Source organism: Streptosporangium sp. NPDC000509, assembly GCF_042898365.1.
Taxonomy (GTDB): domain Bacteria; phylum Actinomycetota; class Actinomycetes; order Streptosporangiales; family Streptosporangiaceae; genus Streptosporangium.
Map to the genome: position 1 here is coordinate 139,186 of NZ_JBIAYX010000017.1, position 18,345 is coordinate 157,530.

The 18,345-nt window shown below is 69.9% G+C and carries 12 protein-coding genes; 3 read left to right on the forward strand and 9 right to left on the reverse strand.

The window, feature by feature from the left end; translation table 11 throughout:
- Positions 1-648: 648 nt before the first annotated feature.
- Positions 649-1,371 carry a hypothetical protein gene (locus ACFY3D_RS29360; protein WP_389985173.1) on the reverse strand — a complete coding sequence of 241 codons (723 nt, stop codon included), beginning with the start codon at positions 1,369-1,371 and terminating at the stop codon, positions 649-651.
- 201 nt (positions 1,372-1,572) lie between these two features.
- Complete coding sequence (locus ACFY3D_RS29365; RefSeq protein WP_389985175.1) at positions 1,573-2,724, reverse strand: alpha/beta fold hydrolase; 1,152 nt, start codon at positions 2,722-2,724, stop codon at positions 1,573-1,575.
- Between ACFY3D_RS29365 and ACFY3D_RS29370 the strand changes: the two genes are divergently transcribed.
- Complete coding sequence (locus tag ACFY3D_RS29370; RefSeq protein WP_389985178.1) at positions 2,717-3,814, forward strand: helix-turn-helix transcriptional regulator; 1,098 nt, start codon at positions 2,717-2,719, stop codon at positions 3,812-3,814. The two genes, ACFY3D_RS29365 and ACFY3D_RS29370, sit on opposite strands and share 8 nt — an antisense overlap.
- Positions 3,815-3,843: 29 nt before the next feature.
- On the opposite strand, the gene ACFY3D_RS29375 is transcribed toward ACFY3D_RS29370, so the two are convergent.
- From ACFY3D_RS29375 to ACFY3D_RS29395, 5 genes are all read right to left on the reverse strand, one after another.
- Positions 3,844-5,430 (reverse strand): acyl-CoA synthetase, encoded by a 1,587-nt coding sequence (locus tag ACFY3D_RS29375; protein WP_389985181.1) that lies wholly within the window; start codon positions 5,428-5,430, stop codon positions 3,844-3,846.
- Positions 5,431-5,449: 19 nt separating this feature from the next.
- The gene (locus ACFY3D_RS29380; protein WP_389985184.1) at positions 5,450-6,601 is read right to left on the reverse strand and encodes a thiolase domain-containing protein; all 1,152 of its coding nucleotides are present in this window, start codon (positions 6,599-6,601) and stop codon (positions 5,450-5,452) included.
- Positions 6,602-6,690: 89 nt separating this feature from the next.
- Complete coding sequence (locus ACFY3D_RS29385; protein WP_389985187.1) at positions 6,691-7,710, reverse strand: thiolase domain-containing protein; 1,020 nt, start codon at positions 7,708-7,710, stop codon at positions 6,691-6,693.
- On the reverse strand, positions 7,711-8,622 hold the full coding sequence (locus tag ACFY3D_RS29390) for an OB-fold domain-containing protein (RefSeq protein ID WP_350946553.1): 912 nt from the start codon (positions 8,620-8,622) through the stop codon (positions 7,711-7,713). It abuts the gene before it with no gap.
- Positions 8,612-10,162: an acyl-CoA synthetase gene (locus tag ACFY3D_RS29395; RefSeq protein ID WP_389985189.1), complete on the reverse strand. Its 1,551-nt coding sequence runs from the start codon at positions 10,160-10,162 to the stop codon at positions 8,612-8,614. The genes ACFY3D_RS29390 and ACFY3D_RS29395 overlap by 11 nt, the downstream gene beginning before the upstream one ends.
- A gap of 347 nt (positions 10,163-10,509) precedes the next feature.
- Between ACFY3D_RS29395 and ACFY3D_RS29400 the strand changes: the two genes are divergently transcribed.
- Together ACFY3D_RS29400 and ACFY3D_RS29405 are read left to right on the forward strand one after the other, a co-directional pair.
- Complete coding sequence (locus tag ACFY3D_RS29400; RefSeq protein ID WP_389985191.1) at positions 10,510-11,325, forward strand: crotonase/enoyl-CoA hydratase family protein; 816 nt, start codon at positions 10,510-10,512, stop codon at positions 11,323-11,325.
- A 198-nt stretch (positions 11,326-11,523) separates the two neighbouring features.
- Complete coding sequence (locus ACFY3D_RS29405) at positions 11,524-12,750, forward strand: cysteine desulfurase-like protein (RefSeq protein ID WP_389985193.1); 1,227 nt, start codon at positions 11,524-11,526, stop codon at positions 12,748-12,750.
- Between the two features lie 148 nt (positions 12,751-12,898).
- On the opposite strand, the gene ACFY3D_RS29410 is transcribed toward ACFY3D_RS29405, so the two are convergent.
- Together ACFY3D_RS29410 and ACFY3D_RS29415 are read right to left on the reverse strand one after the other, a co-directional pair.
- Positions 12,899-16,240 carry a family 16 glycoside hydrolase gene (locus tag ACFY3D_RS29410; protein WP_389985196.1) on the reverse strand — a complete coding sequence of 1,114 codons (3,342 nt, stop codon included), beginning with the start codon at positions 16,238-16,240 and terminating at the stop codon, positions 12,899-12,901.
- A 277-nt stretch (positions 16,241-16,517) separates the two neighbouring features.
- The gene (locus tag ACFY3D_RS29415) at positions 16,518-18,329 is read right to left on the reverse strand and encodes a hypothetical protein (RefSeq protein WP_389985199.1); all 1,812 of its coding nucleotides are present in this window, start codon (positions 18,327-18,329) and stop codon (positions 16,518-16,520) included.
- Positions 18,330-18,345: the final 16 nt, after the last annotated feature.

Sequence of the window (18,345 nt, forward strand, 5' to 3'; positions counted from 1 at the left end):
ATTCCCTGTAGCCAACGAGTGACAGATGCCTTGTCATAGCGCGTCACCACTCCCTGACGTCCTGCCAGCTCGTTCACCCGACGCGCGAGCGCACCGTGGGAACACCCGGCCTCAGAGAGCAGCGCGGCCAGCGTCGCGTTGCCCCCAAGAATTGCTCTCTCGCCGCCCATACGTTGATGATGACTGCCCGAGGGCAGCCCGCCTCAGTATTTGGCCCCAGCTGGCCTCTGAATACAACCCTTCATACAACCGAACAACCCCTCATCCCTTGAAGTTACGTCGAGGCCTCGCTGGCAGGCACTTCACGGAGCTTGAGGTTCCCCGTGGTCCGGCCCCGGCTCAGCAGCGGGAACCGTTCTGCCCAGTTCGTAGGCGAGACGCGTGGCTTCATAGGCCTCAGCCGCGCCCGGCTCGGCCATTCGACGGTCTCTGAGCTCTTGCCAGCTCTCCTGCTCGCTCACTCTGTCTCTTCTTCCTCGTCGACGGTGTGCGCCGGTTCGACACAGCGACGCATGGCTCGCGAGCCCGCTCAACCTCACGATCCTCGCGCGCGCCCGTGTCTCGTGAAACACAGTCAATCAATCAAGAAGGCGGAGCATCTCGAAGACGGGTGACAGATGCCTTGCCATAGCGTGTCGCCGCTCGGCATCAAGGAAGTACGGCCTCCCAGCGGGCGATCAGGGTCTTGCCTCCGGCGGTCACCGTCACGTTCTCCCCCGCCTTGCCCAGGGCGGTACGCAGCGCTTTCGCCTCGTCTCCCCGGTAGGTCTCGGTGCCGAAGTTGCCGCCGGACGCGGCCTCGATCGGGGTGGTGATGCCCTCGGGCCAGGTCGCCTGCCGGATCGGCCTGGTGCTCGGGTCCTCGTACATCGTCACCGTGACCGGCGCGGTGACATCGGGCGTGCCGGTGGCGCGGATCCGCGCGGTCAGTTTCGAGAGGCGCTCGGTCGCGGCGACGACGAGGGCGTCCTCCGCCGTCGGCGTCCCCTCCAGCCTGGTCTCGTGGGTCCTGCCGCCGGAGTCCACCACGGTGACGACGGCGAAGGGCTGGTCGGTGGCCCCTCCGGTACGGTCGAGCGTGCCCTCCCTCCCGGCCAGGGACTCGACCAGCCCTGCCCGCAGGTCGCGCAACTCGGCCGCCGGGAGGGGGACGACGACCAGCTCTCCGTCACGCAGCGAGCCGGCCCGTCCGTCGGCGGTGACGCTCATGCTGTCGCCGCCCTCACACGTCATCCCACCGCAGCTGACGTACCGGACGACGACGGCACCCGGCTGTTCCCCGGCGGGCGCGGTGGTCTCGACGGCGACGGTGGTGGTCCCCGAGCAGCCGACCACGAGGAGGAGCGGGACGACGGTCCGCAGAAAACGCATCACCTTCCGGAAACGGATCGGGCGCCCGAGCGGTTCACGCCCCACCGGGCCCGCGAGGGGTCCGGGTGCGGAAATCAGCGGCAAAGACGATCATGATAGCTATCGCGGACAACGAATGATTACCGGAGCCGCAGAGGTCACGTACGTCTTCGGTGTCGAGCGGACCGGCCACTTCCCGGAGGTCGGCCTGTCATATCGCGGTCAGGTGGCGTCCTGCTGTTCCAGCCACTTCACAATCGCCTGGTTCGTTTCCTCCGGCTTCTCCTGCTGGATCCAGTGGCCGCAATCAAAGCTGACCACCTCCACGTTGGGCACGAACTCCGCCAGGTTCGCACCCCGTGCGACCAGATCCCTGTCGCCATAGATCATGAGTGCGGGCTGTCGGATGATCGGGTCCACGTCCGCCAGCAGATGCCAGTTGCGGTCGAGGTTCCTGTACCAGTTGATGCCGCCCGTGAATCCCGATGATTCGAAGGCGGAGACGAGGACGGCCAGTTCGCCGTCGCTCATGATCGGCTCACCGAGTGGTGTTTCCGCTCTGGCGAGATCGATCAGCGCCATGCCCGGCTGAGGCTCTCTGGGGGGCTCGTTCTTCCGGTACAGGTTGCGGAGGAACTGGAATGTGTTGTCTTCGAACACGGCGTCCGCGACACCCGGCTGTCGATTGAAGTGGACGAAGTAGAAGTCGCCGCCGAGCATGTCCTCCATGGACTCGATCCAGGGCCTCTCTCCGCGCTCGGGGTAGGGCAGGCTCAGGTTGATCACCTTGTTCACCCGGTCGGGGTGCAACAGGGTCAGTCCCCAGACGACGAACGCACCCCAGTCATGGCCGACGAAGACGGCGTCTTCGTATCCATAGTGGTCGAGGAGTGCGACGAGGTCACCCGACAGGTGTTCGATGTCGTAGTCCGTCACTTCGGCCGGGCGGGACGAGTTGCCGTAACCCCGCTGGTTCGGTGCGATGACGTGGTAGCCGGCGGCGGCGAGGACGGGCATCTGGTGCCGCCAGGAGAAGGCGTGCTCCGGCCAGCCGTGGCAGAGCACGATGGGTTTTTCCGCGTTTTCTCGGCCCGCCTCGAAGACTTCGAGTTCCACACCGTTGACCGGAACAAGGGTGGGCTTGGGGAAATCGGTTGGATTGGGCATCGCGTTTCCTCTGTATTTTCGGGGTGATCGGGCGACGAAGGTTCCCGGAGATGACGTCGGCGCACCCCTGACGGGCCGGGGGTGTTCGCTTGTGGTCGACCTCGTCGGTGAGGTGATGCCGCCATCCTGCCAACCGAAACCGGTCACCCCATGACCGGTTTTACGTGAAAGTGTTGTCGGCGTGCGAACCGACCGGCTGGTGGCCATCCTCCTCTTGCTGCAACGGCGCGAGCAGGTGACGGCGGCAGAGGTCGCCCGAGAGCTGGAGGTCTCCGAGCGCACCGCCCGCCGCGACCTCGACGCCCTGGCCATGGCCGGGGTGCCGGTGTACTCCATGCAGGGCCGAAGCGGCGGCTGGCGCCTCGTGGGCGGCGCCCGCACCGACCTGTCCGGGTTGACCGCGAGTGAGACCCGTGCCCTGTTCCTGGTTGCCAGCCCGGTCTCGGCTGCGACGCCGGCCGTGAAAGCGGCTCTGCGCAAGCTCGTCCATGCCCTGCCGGAGCCCTTCCGGGTGCAGGCCGAGGCGGCGGCGTCGTCGTTGGTCATGGACCCGCAACGATGGGGGGCGAGCCGGGTCGAGCACCGGCCACCTCGCTTCCTCGACGAACTCCAGGACGCGGTGATCCGCGGCGTCCAGGTGCGGCTCGGCTACGTCGACCGCGAAGGCACCGAAACCGAGAGAACCGTCCACCCGCTGGGCATCGTCGCCAAAGGACCGACGTGGTACCTCGTCACCAACACCGACGCCGGTCGGCGGACGTTCCGGATCGATCGCGTGTCATCCGTCGAGCCGACCGACGATCCCGTGCACCGACCCGAGGGGTTCGACCTTGCCGAGAGCTGGAGGGAGATCGCCGACGAAGTCGACCGAAGGCGAACACCCCTCGAAATCCAGGCCGTGTGCACTCCCGAAGGGATCGGCAAGCTCCGAATGACGCTCGGGGACCGGCTTGAGGTTGGAGGTTCCACGGTCGACGGCCGCATCGAGGTCGTGATCCGCGGCTACAACGAGTACGCGCTCGCGGGCGAGCTCGCCGGACTGGTCGAATGGCTCGAAGTGACCGGCCCGCCTGGTGTGCGAGACCACCTCACCTTGATCGGCAACGCGCTCGTCGAGCGATACGGCCGAGACAGCCCCAGCGCCCCCCTGCTGAATCTTTCACCGCAGCCACGCAGTGATCTTGTGCCCGGCGGGTCCACGCCGCGCTTCCGGCAGTACGACAGCCCAGCCCGTCCAGCGGCCCCCGGCGACGAACAGGACGACGTCCTGACGGCCTCCGGCCAGGAGGGCCGGTGACGTGCGGGAGGGGTGCCCCGGTGAAACCGTCAGGAACGGGCGGCCTCGGCGGTCGTCCTGGCCCAGCGGTAGTCGGCCTTGCCCGCCGGGGAGCGGACCATCTCGTCGACGAAGGCGAAGGTCCTGGGCACCTTGTAGCCGGAGATCTTCTCCCGGCAGTGGGCGTCGAGTTCCTCGGCCGTCGGCGCCGTGCCGGGACGCGGCTCGATCACCGCCGCGACGCGGGTACCCCACCGCTCGTCCGGGATGCCGGTCACGACCGCGTCGAAGACCGCCGGATGGCCCTTGAGCACCGCCTCGACCTCCTCGGGGAAGACCTTCTCCCCGCCGGTGTTGATGCACGCGGAGCCCCGGCCGAAGACCGCGATGGTGCCGTCCTCCTCGACCTTGGCCATGTCTCCGGTGAGCAGCCAGCGGACCCCGTCCTTGTCCGTCACGAAGGTGCGGGCCGTCTTGGCCTCGTCCTTGTAGTAGCCGGAGGCGATCCGGCCGCTCCTGGCCACGGTGCCCAGCTCGTCAGAGCCTGGCTTGACCGGTTCCAGCGACTCGTTGAGCACGGCGAGGCCAGCGTGCGGGTTCGCCTGGTAGCGCAGCCCGGACTCGGGGGAGGATCCGGGAACCGCCGAGGCGGTGTAGCCGGACTCGGTGGATCCGAAGCTGTCGATGATCATCTTGCCGGGCAGCAGCTCCTCCAGCCGTTCGCGTACCGAACCGCTGAGGATCGCGCCAGTGGAGCTCAGCGCGAACAGCGAGGACAGGTCGTAGCCGCCGCCGGCGATCTCGTCGGCGAGCGGGCGGGCCATCGCGTCCCCGGTGATGTTGAGCGTGAGGACCCTCTCCCGCTCGATCGTCCGCAGCACCTCGGCCGCGTCGAACCTGCGGACGTACGCGATCGTGCCGCCCATGCACCAGGTGATGAAGGTGCCCATCTGGGCGGCGCCGTGCATCAGCGGCGCCGCGGCCATCATGGTCATCCCGCCCGCGGCCGAGGCCGCCTCGATCACCTCGCCGGGGGTGGCGCGCGGCTCGCCGTAGGGGTTGCCGCCGCCGAAGGCGAAGAACAGATCCTCGGTACGCCACATCACGCCCTTGGGCATGCCGGTCGTGCCACCGGTGTAGATGATGTAGAGGTCGTCGCCTGAGCGTTCGGGGAATCCGCGCGTCTCCGGCTGCCCGGCGAGCGCCTCCTCGTACGGCACCGCGCCCTCGACCTGGGACGGCCCTCCCACGGCGATCAGGTGTCGCAGGGCGGGGGCGTCGGGGGCCGTCGCCGCCACCCGGGCGTCGAACTCCACGTCGAACAGCAGGGCGACGATGTCGGAGTCCCGGTAGAGATAGAGCAGCTCCGCCTCGACGTAGCGGTAGTTCACGTTGACCGGCACGGCGCGGATCTTGAGGGTGGCGAGCAGTCCCGCCACGTACTCGATGCCGTTGTAGAGGTGTATTCCGACGTGCTGCCCGGCGCGCACTCCCCTGCTCTCCAGGAAGTGGGCGAGCCGGTTGGCGTGCGCGTCCAGCTCGGCGTAGGTCACGCGGCGGTCGCCGCAGACGACGGCCGTGCGGTCCCCGATCGCGTCGGCGAGTCCTTCGAACAGATCCGCGTGGTTGAACTCCATTCGCACCCCTCCTGGGGGATCAGGGTTTGTCGCTGCCGACCATCCACATCGCGAAGAACTGCGCGCCGCCCCCGTAGGCGTGCCCGAGCGCCCGCCGGGCGCCGTCCACCTGGTGCTCCCCCGCCATCCCTCTCACCTGGAGCGCCGCCTCGGCGAACCGGATCAGCCCCGAGGCGCCGATCGGGTTGCTCGACAGCACCCCGCCCGAGGCGTTCCACGGGATGTCGCCGTCCAGAGCGGTCGCTCCGGACTCGGTGAGCTTCCAGCCCTCCCCCTCGGCGGCGAAGCCGAGGTTCTCCAGCCACATCGGCTCGTACCAGGAGAAGGGCACGTACACCTCCGCCACGTCGATCTCCCTGCGCGGGTCCGTGATCCCGGCCTGCCGGTAGACGTCGGCCGCGCAGTCCTTGCCGCCCTGCGGGTTCACGGTGTCGCGACCGGCGCGGAAGATCGGCTCGGAGCGGGTCGCCGCGCCGAGCACCCAGGCGGGGGTGCTGTCGGTGAGCTTGTCCTGCGCGGCCAGCACCATCGCGCAGGCGCCGTCGGAGGACGGGCAGGTGTCGAGGTAGCGGATCGGCTCCCAGAGCATCGGGGTCGACTCGACCATCTTGCGGTCGATGCCGGGGATCCTCAGGTGGGCGTACGGGTTCTTCAGCGCGTTGCGCCGGTCCTTGACGGCCACCAGGTGGCCGATGTGCTCGGGGGCGCCGGAGCGGCGGATGTACTCGCGGATGTGCGGGGCGAAGTAGCCTCCCGCACCGACGACGAGCGAGGCGCTGAACGGCAGGTGGGTGGACAGGGCCCAGGTCGCGTTGGACTCCGACTGCTTCTCGAACGCCACCACCAGCACCCGGTCGTGCACGCCGCCCTGGATGAGCGAGGCGCCGACGAGCGCGGTGGACCCGCCGACCGAGCCCGCCGTGTGGACCCGCATCATCGGCTTGCCCGCGGCGCCCAGCGCGTCGGCGAGGTACGCCTCGGGCATCATCACGCCCTCGAACAGATCGGGGGCCTTGCCGATGACGACCGCGTCGATGTCCTTCCAGGTCAGGCCCGCGTCCTGGAGCGCGCGCAGGGCCGCCTCGCGGACCAGCCCGGCGAGGGAGACGTCGCGTCGCTTGGTCGTGTAGTGGGTCTGGCCGACACCGATGACCGCGCAGGGGTTACTCATGATGGTCGCTCACCGCTCCTCGCTCGCTACGCGGACCGCTTGCTCCGCCGCGCGGCCCACTCCGCTCACTGCGCCGGGTTCGCTCCACCTCATACCTCCATCACGGTGACGAGGTTGTGCTGGAGACAGGGTCCGCTCGTGGCATGCCCGAGGACGCGGCTCGCGGTGCCGTCCATGATCCGGGCGGCCGCCTCGCCGATCCTGATGAGGCCGGTGGCCATGACCGGGTTCGCGGCGAGGGGGCCGCCGCTCGGGTTGACGCGCGTGCCCTCGCCGAGTTCCAGCGCCTCGCGCAGGATGAGCTCCTCGTGGCTGAACTGGACGTGCAGCTCGGCCACGTCGACGTCACCCTTGCCGGCCCCCGCCGCGCGTGCGGCGTCGGCGGCGGAGGCCGACCGGGCGAGGTCCCTCATGCCCAGGTAGTGCGGCTCGATGCGGTGGGCGATCCCCGTTATCCACGCGGGCCGCTCGCACAGCTCCCTGGCCAGGTCCCCGGCCGCCAGCACCACCGCGGCGGCGCCGTCGGTGATCGGGGCGACGTCGTACGGCCGCAGCGGCGCGACCTCCGCGTCCTCGCCCGAGGGGTCCGGCAGGTCGAGGGCGTAGAGGTTCGCCCTCCCGTCGGCCCGGCTGCGCCGCACGATCTCGTCGAGTTCGGCCCGTTTCGCCCCGGTGGCCGACGCCTGCAGCGCGGCGAAGGAGACCTGGTCCAGCCCGAGGGGGGCCAGGTAGTACGGGTCCAGCTGGAGCGTCATGATCTCCCGAAGGTCCCCCTGGGAGGACTTGCCGAAGCCGTAGACCAGGGCCGAGTCGACGTCGCCGTGCTGGAGCCTGACCCACGCCTCGTACAGCGCCCAGGCGGCGTCCATCTCGACGTGGCTCTCCGAGATCGGCGGCCAGGCGCCGAGCGCGTCGAGCGCGGAGACGAACGAGAACGGCGCGCCCGCCAGGTAGTCGCACGACCCCGAGCAGGTGAAGCCGAACCTGCGCAGCCCGGTCGCGGCCCTCACCTCCTCCAGCGGGGGCAGGATGAGCTCGGCCTCGCTCTGTCCCTCGTCGACGGCGCTGTGCCGGGTCTGCGCGAACGCGACGACCGCTATCTCCCGCATCTACAGCTCCACGTCCGGCTCGCCGGTGGGGGCGAACCACTTGATGTTCGACATGGACATCGTCCGCTCCTCCTGCGGCACCCAGACGGCCCGCACCCGCATGCCCTGGCGCACCTCGTGGGCCGCGATCCCGCCGACCAGGGCGATCATCGGGATGTCGGTGCCGTCGAGCTGGATGTACGCCGAGACGAACGGCACCTCGGGGGCCCGTGGGTCGGGCAGGTTGTTGATGGCGAAGGTGGTGATCGTGCCGGTGTCCGGGACGACCACCTCCTCGGTGATCGAGACCCCGCACTCGGGACAGGAGAGCCGGTAGGGCACGTAGACCTTGTGGCAGGTGCCGCACCGGCAGCCGATGAGGACGCCCTCGGCGACCCCCTCCAGGAAGCGGCGCAACGCGAGCCCCGGCGTGACCGTGTACTCGGCGCGGACCTCGGAGACGATCCTGGTGACCTCGGGGACGAAGCTCTCGATGTCGGTGATGTGGCCGGTGCGCTCGGCCCGCCAGCGGGGGCGCACCCGCAGCCCCGGGCGCATCGCCCTGACATCTCCGGCGTCCACCGCGTGCACCAGCGAGGTGTCGGCGCCGTCCAGCCGGATGAGGGCCCAGGCGAACGGCCGGTCCAGCGGGTGGCCCTTCCTGGGGACGGTCACCCAGGCCCAGCTCTCCACGGTGCCCGCGGGGCCGACCTCGACGAACTCCTCGGTCACCGCGTCGCCGGTCTCGGGGTCGTACTCCAGCGGCGGCACCAGCGTGCGTCCCGCCGCCGTGCGGACCCCGAAGAGCCGCCCGTCGCGCAGTTCGGTGAGGAAGCGCCCGATCACCGGTCCCGTCGTGCGCGTGTATCCGCCGGGGAACTCCAGTACGTGCCGTGCCCGCAGCGGCGCCGGAGGGTCTTCGCTAGATGGCACGTTCGCGTCCCTTCCAGTACGGGTCACGCAGCTTGCGTTTGAGGAGCTTGCCGTTGGGCTCGCGGGGCATCTCCGTGACGAAGTCGACGGATCTCGGCCACTTCATCGTCGACAGGCGGCCCCTCAGCGACTCGACGAGCTCGGCGGCGAGCTCGGGCGAGGGTGCGACGCCGGGCGCGGGCTCGACCACGGCCTTGATCTGCTCGCCCCACTCCTCGTCGGGGATGCCGAACACGGCCACGTCCGCGACCTTGGGGTGGACCATCAGCTCGTTCTCGATCTCGGCGGGGTAGATGTTCGCCCCGCCGGAGATGATCATGTCGGCCTTGCGGTCGCAGAGGAAGAGGAAGCCGTCCTCGTCCAGGTAGCCGATGTCGCCGACGGTGAAGTGGTCGCGCAGCCGGTTGGCCTCGGTCTTCGCCGGGTCGCCCTTGTACTCGAAGCTGAGGCCCCGCATCTTCATGTAGACGGTTCCGGGGGTCCCCGCCGGCACGGGCTCCAGGTTCTCGTCCACGATGAGCAGCTCGCTGATCGGCCAGGCGGTGCCGACGGTGCCGGGGTGGCTCCTCCAGTCCTGCGGGGTGGCGATGGTGCCGCCGCCCTCGGTGGCCGCGTAGTACTCGTAGACGCAGTCACCCCACCACTCCAGCATCGCCCACTTGACGGGGACCGGGCACGGGGCCGCGGCGTGGATCATCCACCGCAGGGAGGAGAGGTCGTACTTCGACCTCACGTCGGCGGGGAGGGCGAGCAGGCGCTTGAAGTGGGTGGGGACGAGGTGCGAGTTGGTGACGCGGTACCTCTCGCAGAGCCGGAGCGTCTCCTCGGCGTCCCATTTGTCCATGTAGACGAGCGTGTGCCCCATGTGCAGGGCCGTCCCCCCGAACTGGGTGACGGCGGTGTGGTAGTTCGGCGAGGTGACGAGGTGGACGTTCTCCTTGCCGGGGGTGATGCCGAACAGGGTGAGCAGGAACGTCATCAGCTCGGCGGCGTCGTCCGGGTCCATGCCGCTGAGCGGGCGCCGTACCCCCTTGGGCCTGCCGGTGGTGCCGGAGGTGTAGTGCATGGTGGCGCCCGCCGTACGGTCGGCGGGTGCGGTGTCAGGGCGCCCCTCGGTCAGCTCGGAGACGGGCCGCACGCCCTCCACCCGCCCGAACGCGAAGACCCGCTCGGGGGCGATGCCCGACTCGGCGGCGCCGCGCAGGCCCTCCTCGGCGTACCGCTCGTCGACGAAGAAGGCCCGCGCCTCGCTGTCGGCGACGATGTAGCCGATCTCGGGGCCGGTGAGGTGCCAGTTGATCGGCGTGTAGTACCAGCCGGCCTGCAGGGCGGCGAGATAGAGGACGAGCCCGTCGGAGCCGTTGGGCACGAGGCCGCAGATGCCGTCGCCCGCCTGGAGGCCGAGCTCTCTCAGGCCGTGGACGAGACGGTTGGCACGGGCGAGGAGGTCACCGGCGCGATGTTCCGCGCCGTCCGGGTCGACGGCGGCCACCCAGTCGGGGTCCGCCTGCGCCAGTCTCCAGAAACCGAGCGTACCCATCGGACATCCTTTCGCTGGAAAGGCCCCGGTACACCGAAGTGCATCACGTTCTCTTTATCGCGACAAGCCCTGGCGGAACGGGGTATATAGAACAAGAATCTGTTCTTGTGCGCATGGGCAGACTAACCTCGGGAGGTGCGCCTAGCAAGCGCTTGACCCAGCACAGGCCCCACTCTTTCCGCGTGAGATCGCCCCTCCTCGGAGACGTCCCTCCCGGCGTCGCCGAGACCTCGTTCCCACCCCCGCACGGGAGCGAACGGTCCCCGGGCGGCCACACCGCGCGGGAGCCGGCACGCGTCCAGAATTTCCCCCACCAGGCACCTGGTTGAACCAACGGAGGTCGTCCCGTGGAACTCCTGCCGATCAGCACACCGCACTGCCGGATCGAGCGTGACGGTCACGTCGTGGTCGTCACCATGGACCGGCCGGAGGCGAGGAACGCGCTCTCCACCGACATGCTGGTCGGCCTGGCCGACGCCTGGGCGTACGTCTCCGAGGAGCCCGAGGTCCGCGTCGCCGTCCTCACCGGCGCGCACGGGACGTTCTGCGCGGGCGCCGACCTGAAGGCGATGGGCACCCCTTCGCAGGACGCCCGGGTCAGGGAGCGCGCCGCGGCCATCCCCGACTTCCACTGGAAGGGCCTGCTCCGCGACTCCGGCGCGCTGCCGACGAAGCCGATCGTCTGCGCGGTCGAGGGGTACGCCGTGGCCGGGGGCACCGAACTGCTCGTCGGCACCGACATGAGGGTGGTCGCCGAGTCCGCCACCCTCGGCCTGTTCGAGGCCCGCCGCGCCCTCTTCCCCATGGGCGGCTCCGCGATCCGCCTGCCCCGCCAGATCCCGTACGCCTTCGCGATGGACATCCTGCTCACCGGCCGCGCCGTCACCGCGCGGGAGGCGCTGGCCATGGGCCTGGTCAACCGGGTCGTCCCCGACGGGGAGGCACTCACGACCGCCCTGGAGATCGCCGCCCAGATCGCCGAGTGCGGCCCCCTCGCCGTCCAGGCCATCCTCCGCGCCTACCGCGAGACCCTGGGCCTGCCCGAGGCCGAGGCGTTGAAGGTCTCCGACGCCGTCGGCTGGCCGGTCATCGGCTCCCAGGACGCCAAGGAGGGCTCCCGCGCCTTCCGCGAGAAGCGCCCACCCTCCTACCGGGGCGAATGACCCGGGTGCTGTCCACGCTCCAAGCCCTCGTCCACGCGTGGACCAGCGCGTCCCCCACCTGCCACCGCGATATCCCGGCCCGCCCCAGCCAGAACACCACCTATCCAAATCAACCTGACGAAGTACTCTGGCCACGTTCCGCTCCAATGGGGACGCCTGACAAGAACACCGATGGCCGGCAGCGGTCCTGGAGGTTTTGTGGCATACGACGTGGCGGCTGTACGAGCGCGCTTTCCCGCGTTGGACGAGGGTGCGGCGCACTTCGACGGACCCGGGGGGTCGCAGGTGCCCGAGCCGGTCGCGGAGGCCGTGGCCGGTGCGCTGCGGGCCGCCGTCTCCAACCGGGGGGCCGAGACCGCCGCCGAGCGGCGCGCCGACGGGATCGTGACCGGGGCGCGCCAGGCGATGGCCGACCTGCTCGGCGCCACCCCGGGCGGCGTCGTGTTCGGCCGGAGCATGACGCAGCTCACCTACGACATGGCCCGCGCGCTCGCCAAGGAGTGGGGACCCGGTGACGAGGTCGTGGTCACCACCCTGGACCACGACGCGAACATCCGGCCCTGGGTGCATGCCGCCGAGGCGCGCGGGGTCACGGTACGCCGGGCCGACTTCGACCCGGAAAGCGGCGAGCTGAGCGTCGACACGATCGCCCACCTGCTCGGCGGGCGCACCCGGCTGGTGGCCGTCACGGCCGCGTCGAACCTGCTGGGCACCCGTCCGGACATCCCGGCGATCGCCGAACGGGTGCACGCGGCCGGGGCGCTGCTCTACGTCGACGGCGTGCACCTGACGCCGCACAGCCTGGTCGACGTCGGACGGCTGGGCGCCGACTTCTACGCCTGCTCGCCGTACAAGTTTCTCGGCCCCCACCTGGGCGTGCTCGCCGCCGACCCCGGCCTGCTGGAGAGCGTCCACCCCGACAACCTGCTCCCCGCCACCGACGCGGTGCCCGAACGCTTCGAGCTGGGCACGCTGCCCTACGAGCTGCTCGCCGGCACGACGGCGGCGGTCGACTTCCTCGCCGGGCTCGTACCGGGTGAGGGGACCAGGCGCGAACGCCTGGAAGGCTCGATGGGCGCGCTGGAGGAGCACGAGAGGATCCTGCTCGAACGGCTCGACGCAGGGCTGGCCGAGATCGCCGGAGTGACCTTCTACGGCGCGGCGTCGCGCGCCCGCACCCCCACGACCCTGTTCTCCGTCGACCACGTCAGGTCCGCCGACGCCTACCGCTTCCTGGCCGAACGCGGCGTCAACGCCCCCGCGGGCAGCTTCTACGCGCTGGAGTGCTCCCGCCGCCTGGGCCTCGGCGACACCGGCGCCATCCGGGCCGGAATCGCGCCGTACACCGACGAGTCCGACGTGGACAGGCTCCTCAAGGGTGTCCAGGAGCTGGCCGGGAAGGCGGCACGGCCCGGACCGGCGTGAACGGCACCGCCACGGGCGGAGCCCGGTTCCCGGACGAACGGCTGGGAGGACGGGGGCGTCGCGGTGCGCTCACGGCCCGGCGGGTGGCCTCACGCAAAGGGCAGGCCGCCCCGCGCGGAGAGCGGGACGGCCTGCCGGGCGGATGAGGTCAGGAGGCGGGTTCGATCCATATGTTGCGGAAGCGGGGGTTCTCGCCGGCGTCGCCGTGGTCCTGAAGGCGGATCCCGCCCGACGCCGCGCTCTCCGGGATGTGGTCGCCCGTGCCGCCGTCGACGGCCACGTCGTCGTGCACCACCACGCCGTTCCAGACGACCGTGACCCGCGCGTCGTCGACCTTCACTCCCGCGCCGGTGTACCGGGCCGCGCGGAAGGTGATGTCGTAGGTCTGCCACGTTCCCGAGGCGGTGGCCATGTTGCGGTCGGGCGCGCGCTTGTTGTAGATCGCACCCGCCTCGTTGGCGGCCGGCGTGGTGTCACCGTAGGACTCCAGGACCTGGATCTCGTAGCGTTCCTGGAGGAAGACGCCGCTGTTGCCCCGCTGCTGCCCGGTCACGTCCGGCGGGTAGTCCGGCTCGTACCACTCGGCGTGGAGCTTGAAGTCGCCGAACGTCTGCCGGGTACGGATGTCGCCGCCGTAGGACTCCACGGAGCCGTTCGCGATCGGCCAGGTCGCCGCCCCGCCGGCCCGTTTCTCCCACGCCGCCAGGCTGGACCCGTCGAACAGCGTGATCCGCTGCGCCTTCGACACGGTGATGTGGTCGAGGTTGACGTTGCCCGTGTCGCCGGAGTCGTACTTGTAGGCGATCGTGTTCGTGCCCCGGTTCAGATTGAGCGGCTCCGTCTGGACGGCCCAGGCGTCCCAGCCGCCGGTGGCGGCCAGCCGCACCTGCCTGACCTTCTCTCCGTTGACGTACACGCTCAACGACCTGCCGACGTCGGCCGCGTAGCGGAGCCCCACGTTGTGCGTGCCGGTCGAGTCCGACCACACGGAGAACGACGTGCTCGCGCCCTGGTTCCAGTAGCCGTCGACGAAGCCCTTGTAGGTGTAGCCCTGGTGGTTCTGGTTCGCCTTCGCGCCACCGCTCAGCGAGGCGTTCTCGGCCTCGAACACCCGCTGCGCGGCCACGGTGATGGAGTCCAGGTTGACGTGGCCCACGTCACCGCTGTCGAACCTGTAGGTGATGAGGTTGGCGCCCTTCCTCAACGTGAGCGGTTCGACCCGGGTGGCCCACAGGTCCCAGGTCTCCGTGGTGGGCAGCGGCACCTGCCTGACCTTGGTCCCGTTGACGTACACGCTCAGGGACTTGGTGCCGGGCGCGGGGTGCGGGCCGTTGGAGTAGCGCAGGCCGACGTGGTACGTGCCCTCCCTGGCCGCGTGCACGGCGAACTGCGTGGCCGCTCCCACGGCCTGGTAACCGTCGACGAAGCCGCTTCCCGAGTAGCTCAGATGATCGGTGTTCAGCTTCGCGCCGCCGCTGTGCGAGGCGCTCTCCGCCTCGTACACGGTGTCCGTCTCCGGACCGTCGATCATCGAGTTGAGCGTGTACCAGGCCTCGGTGCTCCACAGCGGCTGCCCCGACGCCGAACCGAACGGGCGCGGCGACCGCAGGTGCACCACGCGCCCCGGCTTGAGACCGGCGATCTTCAGCGTGACCTTCTTCCCGCTGGGGCTCAGGTCCGCGGAGGTGACGGTCAGCGGCTCCTCGTCCACCTTGGGGCCACCGTAGGTGGAGGCCGCGGCGTACCGCCACTGGGTGGCCTGGTACCTCGCCGCCAGCGACGCGGCGGTCTCGGCCGACAGCGGCTGGGTGTACTGCAGCTCGAAGCCGCCCTCGATCGCGCGCATCTTCAGGATGTCGAAGGTCTTGTCGTCGCCCGGGGTCAGCTTCTGCAGTCCGTAGGTGAGCTTGCCCGGCTGGCCCCAGTTTCCGCCGGCGCCGAGACCTCCGGCGTAGACGGCGCCGTCGGGTCCCAGGCTGATCCGGTTGACCCCTGCCTCAAGGCCCTGGGTGAAGCGGAAGACCGCGCCCTGGTACTCGCCGTTGACCTTCTCCAGGTAGCCGCGCTGGATCCCGCCGTAGGTGACGTCGCCGAACAGCATCTGCCCCGCGTACCTGCCCTGCTTCATGAGCAGTGGCGTGCTGGGGGAATTGGCGATCTCGTTGTGCGGCAGCCAGAGCACGGGCGCGCTCACCACGTTGTCGTCGAACCGGCCGTCGGGGTTGGTGTAGTGGTTGAAGAACCGGTCCTTCTTGACGTGCACCAGTTTCGAGGCGGGCAGCCAGCCGCCCTGGTTGTCCATGACGAACAGGTCGTCGTTCGGACCCCAGCCGATCCCGTTGGGCGTGCGCAGGCCGCCGGCGACGTACTCGACCTTGCCGGTGGCCTTGTCGACCTTGATGGTCGTGCCCCTGTCCGGCGCCGGTTGCGGGTCGGTGGTGGCGCCGCCGTAGTTGATGGCGACGGAGAGGTTGATGTAGAAGTGGCCGTCACGGTAGAGCAGCCCGAACGCGAACTCGTGGAAGTTGCCGCCGAACGGCCAGGTCGCCACGGTCCTGAGGTTGTCGGCGACCTCGTCGCCGTCGGTGTCGTTCAGCTCCACCAGCCGGGACTTCTCCGAGACGTAGAGCTTGCCGTCCACGTACTTGATGCCCATGGGCTCCTGGAGCCCACCGGCGATCTTCTTGGTGGTCACCTGCGCGGGTGAGGTCTTGCCCGTGACGTTGTCGAGCAGGTAGACCTCGCCGAGTTTGGTTTCCGAGCCGCCCCACGTGGCGACCGCCAACCGGCCGTCGGGCAGCCAGTCCATCGCGGTCACCTGCGGCTGGAAACCCTCCGGTCGCAGGTCGGTGAGCGTGAAGTCGGGGTGTACCGACTCCAGCGGCAGCCCGTCGCCCGGGGAGTCGGCGCCGCTCTCGCACTCCTTGCGCCCGGGGGCGGTGACCCGCACCACGTCCGCGTCCGTGCTCAGCACCGAGTTCGGCACGAGGGCGAACCCCGAGGATCCCGGTGGTTTCCACTCCAGCTTGAGCTGCTGGCCGTACAGGTGCTCGAAGTGGTCGACGCGCAACGCGTGGTAGCCGGTGGTCAGGGTGATCGTGCCGTCCACGGCGATCGGCCCGTGCCGCCCGTCGTTGGTGATCACGACGGTGTCGTCGATGCGCAGCCGAGAGCCGTCGTCGCTGGTGAGCCGGAACTCGTAGGTGCCCGCGGTGGCGATGGAGATGTTGCCGATCGCCTCGGTGACGAACATGTCGGTCAGGCCGAAGTCGGCGTCGGAGCTCCAGTCGATCGTGGGCATCAGCTTGTCCACGTTGGGTGTCTGACCGGGCTTGAGCGTGCAGAGCTTGGACAGTTCGACCTGGACGTCGTAGGTGCGCAGGGTGACGCCCGGCACCTGTGGCGGCACTGCCACGTGTGCTTGAGCGGGTACGGCGAGCCATGAGAGCGCGGTGAGCAGTAAGACGGATAACAGGGGGGATTTCCGCATGACCGTTCCATCTCGGTGAGGAGGCCGCTTTTCGGCGCGGCGTGGGGGGATGCGGCACCGCCGGTGTGACTGATCGGATGGCGGATGCCGGACCTGATTCGCTGTGATGGGAAGGAGTTAATGCCGCTCTGGCCGTAATCTAAAGCAAGATTTTCCACTTGCCCATACGTATATGCCGAAAACCAGCAAAAGTCATACCTCTCGCGGCAAAAGAAGAGGACGCCGCGCTCCGGCGCGACCGCACCACCGATCACCGACCGGGCTTCGGAGCCGTCCTCTAGCCCGGGACCGGGCCACCGAAGAGGCCGCCGATGACGCAGACCTGGGTGTCGGCGGACAGGACCTCCATCCGTACCGAGGCGCCGGGGGCGGTGAAGGGGATGTGGATCCTGCCGGTTCCCCGTTCGAGGACGATCTCGACCTCCTGCTCCCCCACCTGCACGTAGGCCGCCGTCCTGGCGGTGGAGCGGTAGTCGAGGCCGAGGACGACCATGCCGCCCTTGTGCGCGAGGGGGATCGAGATCGTGCCGCCCAGCTGGGGGAAGCAGCCGCCGGGGGCGGCGACGTAGGGGCCGGTGAGGCGGACCGGGACGAGGCGGCGCCCGGTGGGGTCGAGCACGAGCGGGGCGACGGCGGGCCGGGGGTTGCGCATGAGGGCGGCGAGTTCGGGCGGGGCGAGCGGGCTGAGGGTGAGGTGACTGAGCCCTTCGTCCCCGTACCCGAAGCCGAACTGGTCGTAGGGCGTCTGCTGGGGATAGATGTCACTGCCCGGCGGGGCGGAGGCGAGCGTGGCCCGCACCGAGGCGAGGTAGGAGCGGATCTCGGCCCGCCCCGGCTCCGTCCCCATCACGTATCTGTGCGCGGAGTAGACGGAGAAGGCGGCGACCGTCATCGCCAGCAACGCGCAGCCGGTCCCGGCGACGCGGGCCGGGATCCGCCAGCGGTACGGGCGCGCCTCGCCCAGCAGCGGGAGCATCGCCAGCCCCAGACAGAGGGCGATCACCGGGGTCACGTCCGCGAGGTAGCGGGCCTCCTCGCCCAGGGCCCGGTCCAGGGAGCGTCCGGCCAGGATCGGCACCATGAGGAGGGGCGGGTAGAGGCAGAGGATCAGCCACGCCTTCCACGCTCCCCGCCTGAGGAGCAGGGTGACGGCGACGACCACCCCGATGAGCGCCCAGGCCGCGCCGACCATCGCCTGCGGCGGCACCGCGTAGAACTTGTACCACCAGGGCCCGGGTCCCCCGGCCGCGAGCACCGGGAGGGTGACGCCCAGCATCCGCGCCATGGCCCGGCCGGCCACCTCGGAGGAGGGCGCCCCGATCTCCTGGCCGTGCAGGCGGTCGAGCTGCAGGAGGAACAGGATCGAGTAGGCGCCCGCCATGACCGCGTACGCGCCGAACACCGTCGCCAGAGAGCGCAGGCGCTCACGGACGGGGAAGTACAGGACGGTGACCAGGACGAGCAGCAGGGGGATGGCGAAGACGGCCTTGAGGTGGAAGGAGCCGAGCCCGAACAGGAACCACAGCCCGGTCACGACCGCGTCCACGCCGCGCCCGGAGCGCAGGAACGTCACGTGCGAGGCGACCGCCATCGCGATCGCGATCTGCAGCGGCAGGGCCTGGACCGCCGCCGCCCACCAGTAGAAGGCGGGCAGGGCGAGCGGTGTGAACAGGTAGAGGGACAGCGGCACCAGGATCATCCAGCGGGCACCGAACAGCACGCGCAGCATGCGGTACACGGCGAGCGAGGCGGCGAGCTGGAAGAGCAGCAGCGCCGCCGCGGTCACCGTCCAGTCGTACGCGCCGAGCGAGGTGACGACCGTGTTGGCGATCATCCCGACCGGCATCACGTGCGCGGAGTAGACGCCGAAGAGGTAGTCGAGCCCGAAGGGTTCGGCCGCGGCCCTGCCCACCATGTTGAGGTCGTCGCCGAAGAAGCCGCCCCGGTGCAGGATCACGGCCCGCCAGGCAAGCTGGACCACGATGAGGACGAGCGCGGCGCCGAGCACCCGCCGCCCCCCGGGAAAGGACCGCGAAGGTCCTGTCGGGGGATCGGTGACATGGTCGGTGACCTGCGGGGACGCCATCATTCTCCAAACTCATCGG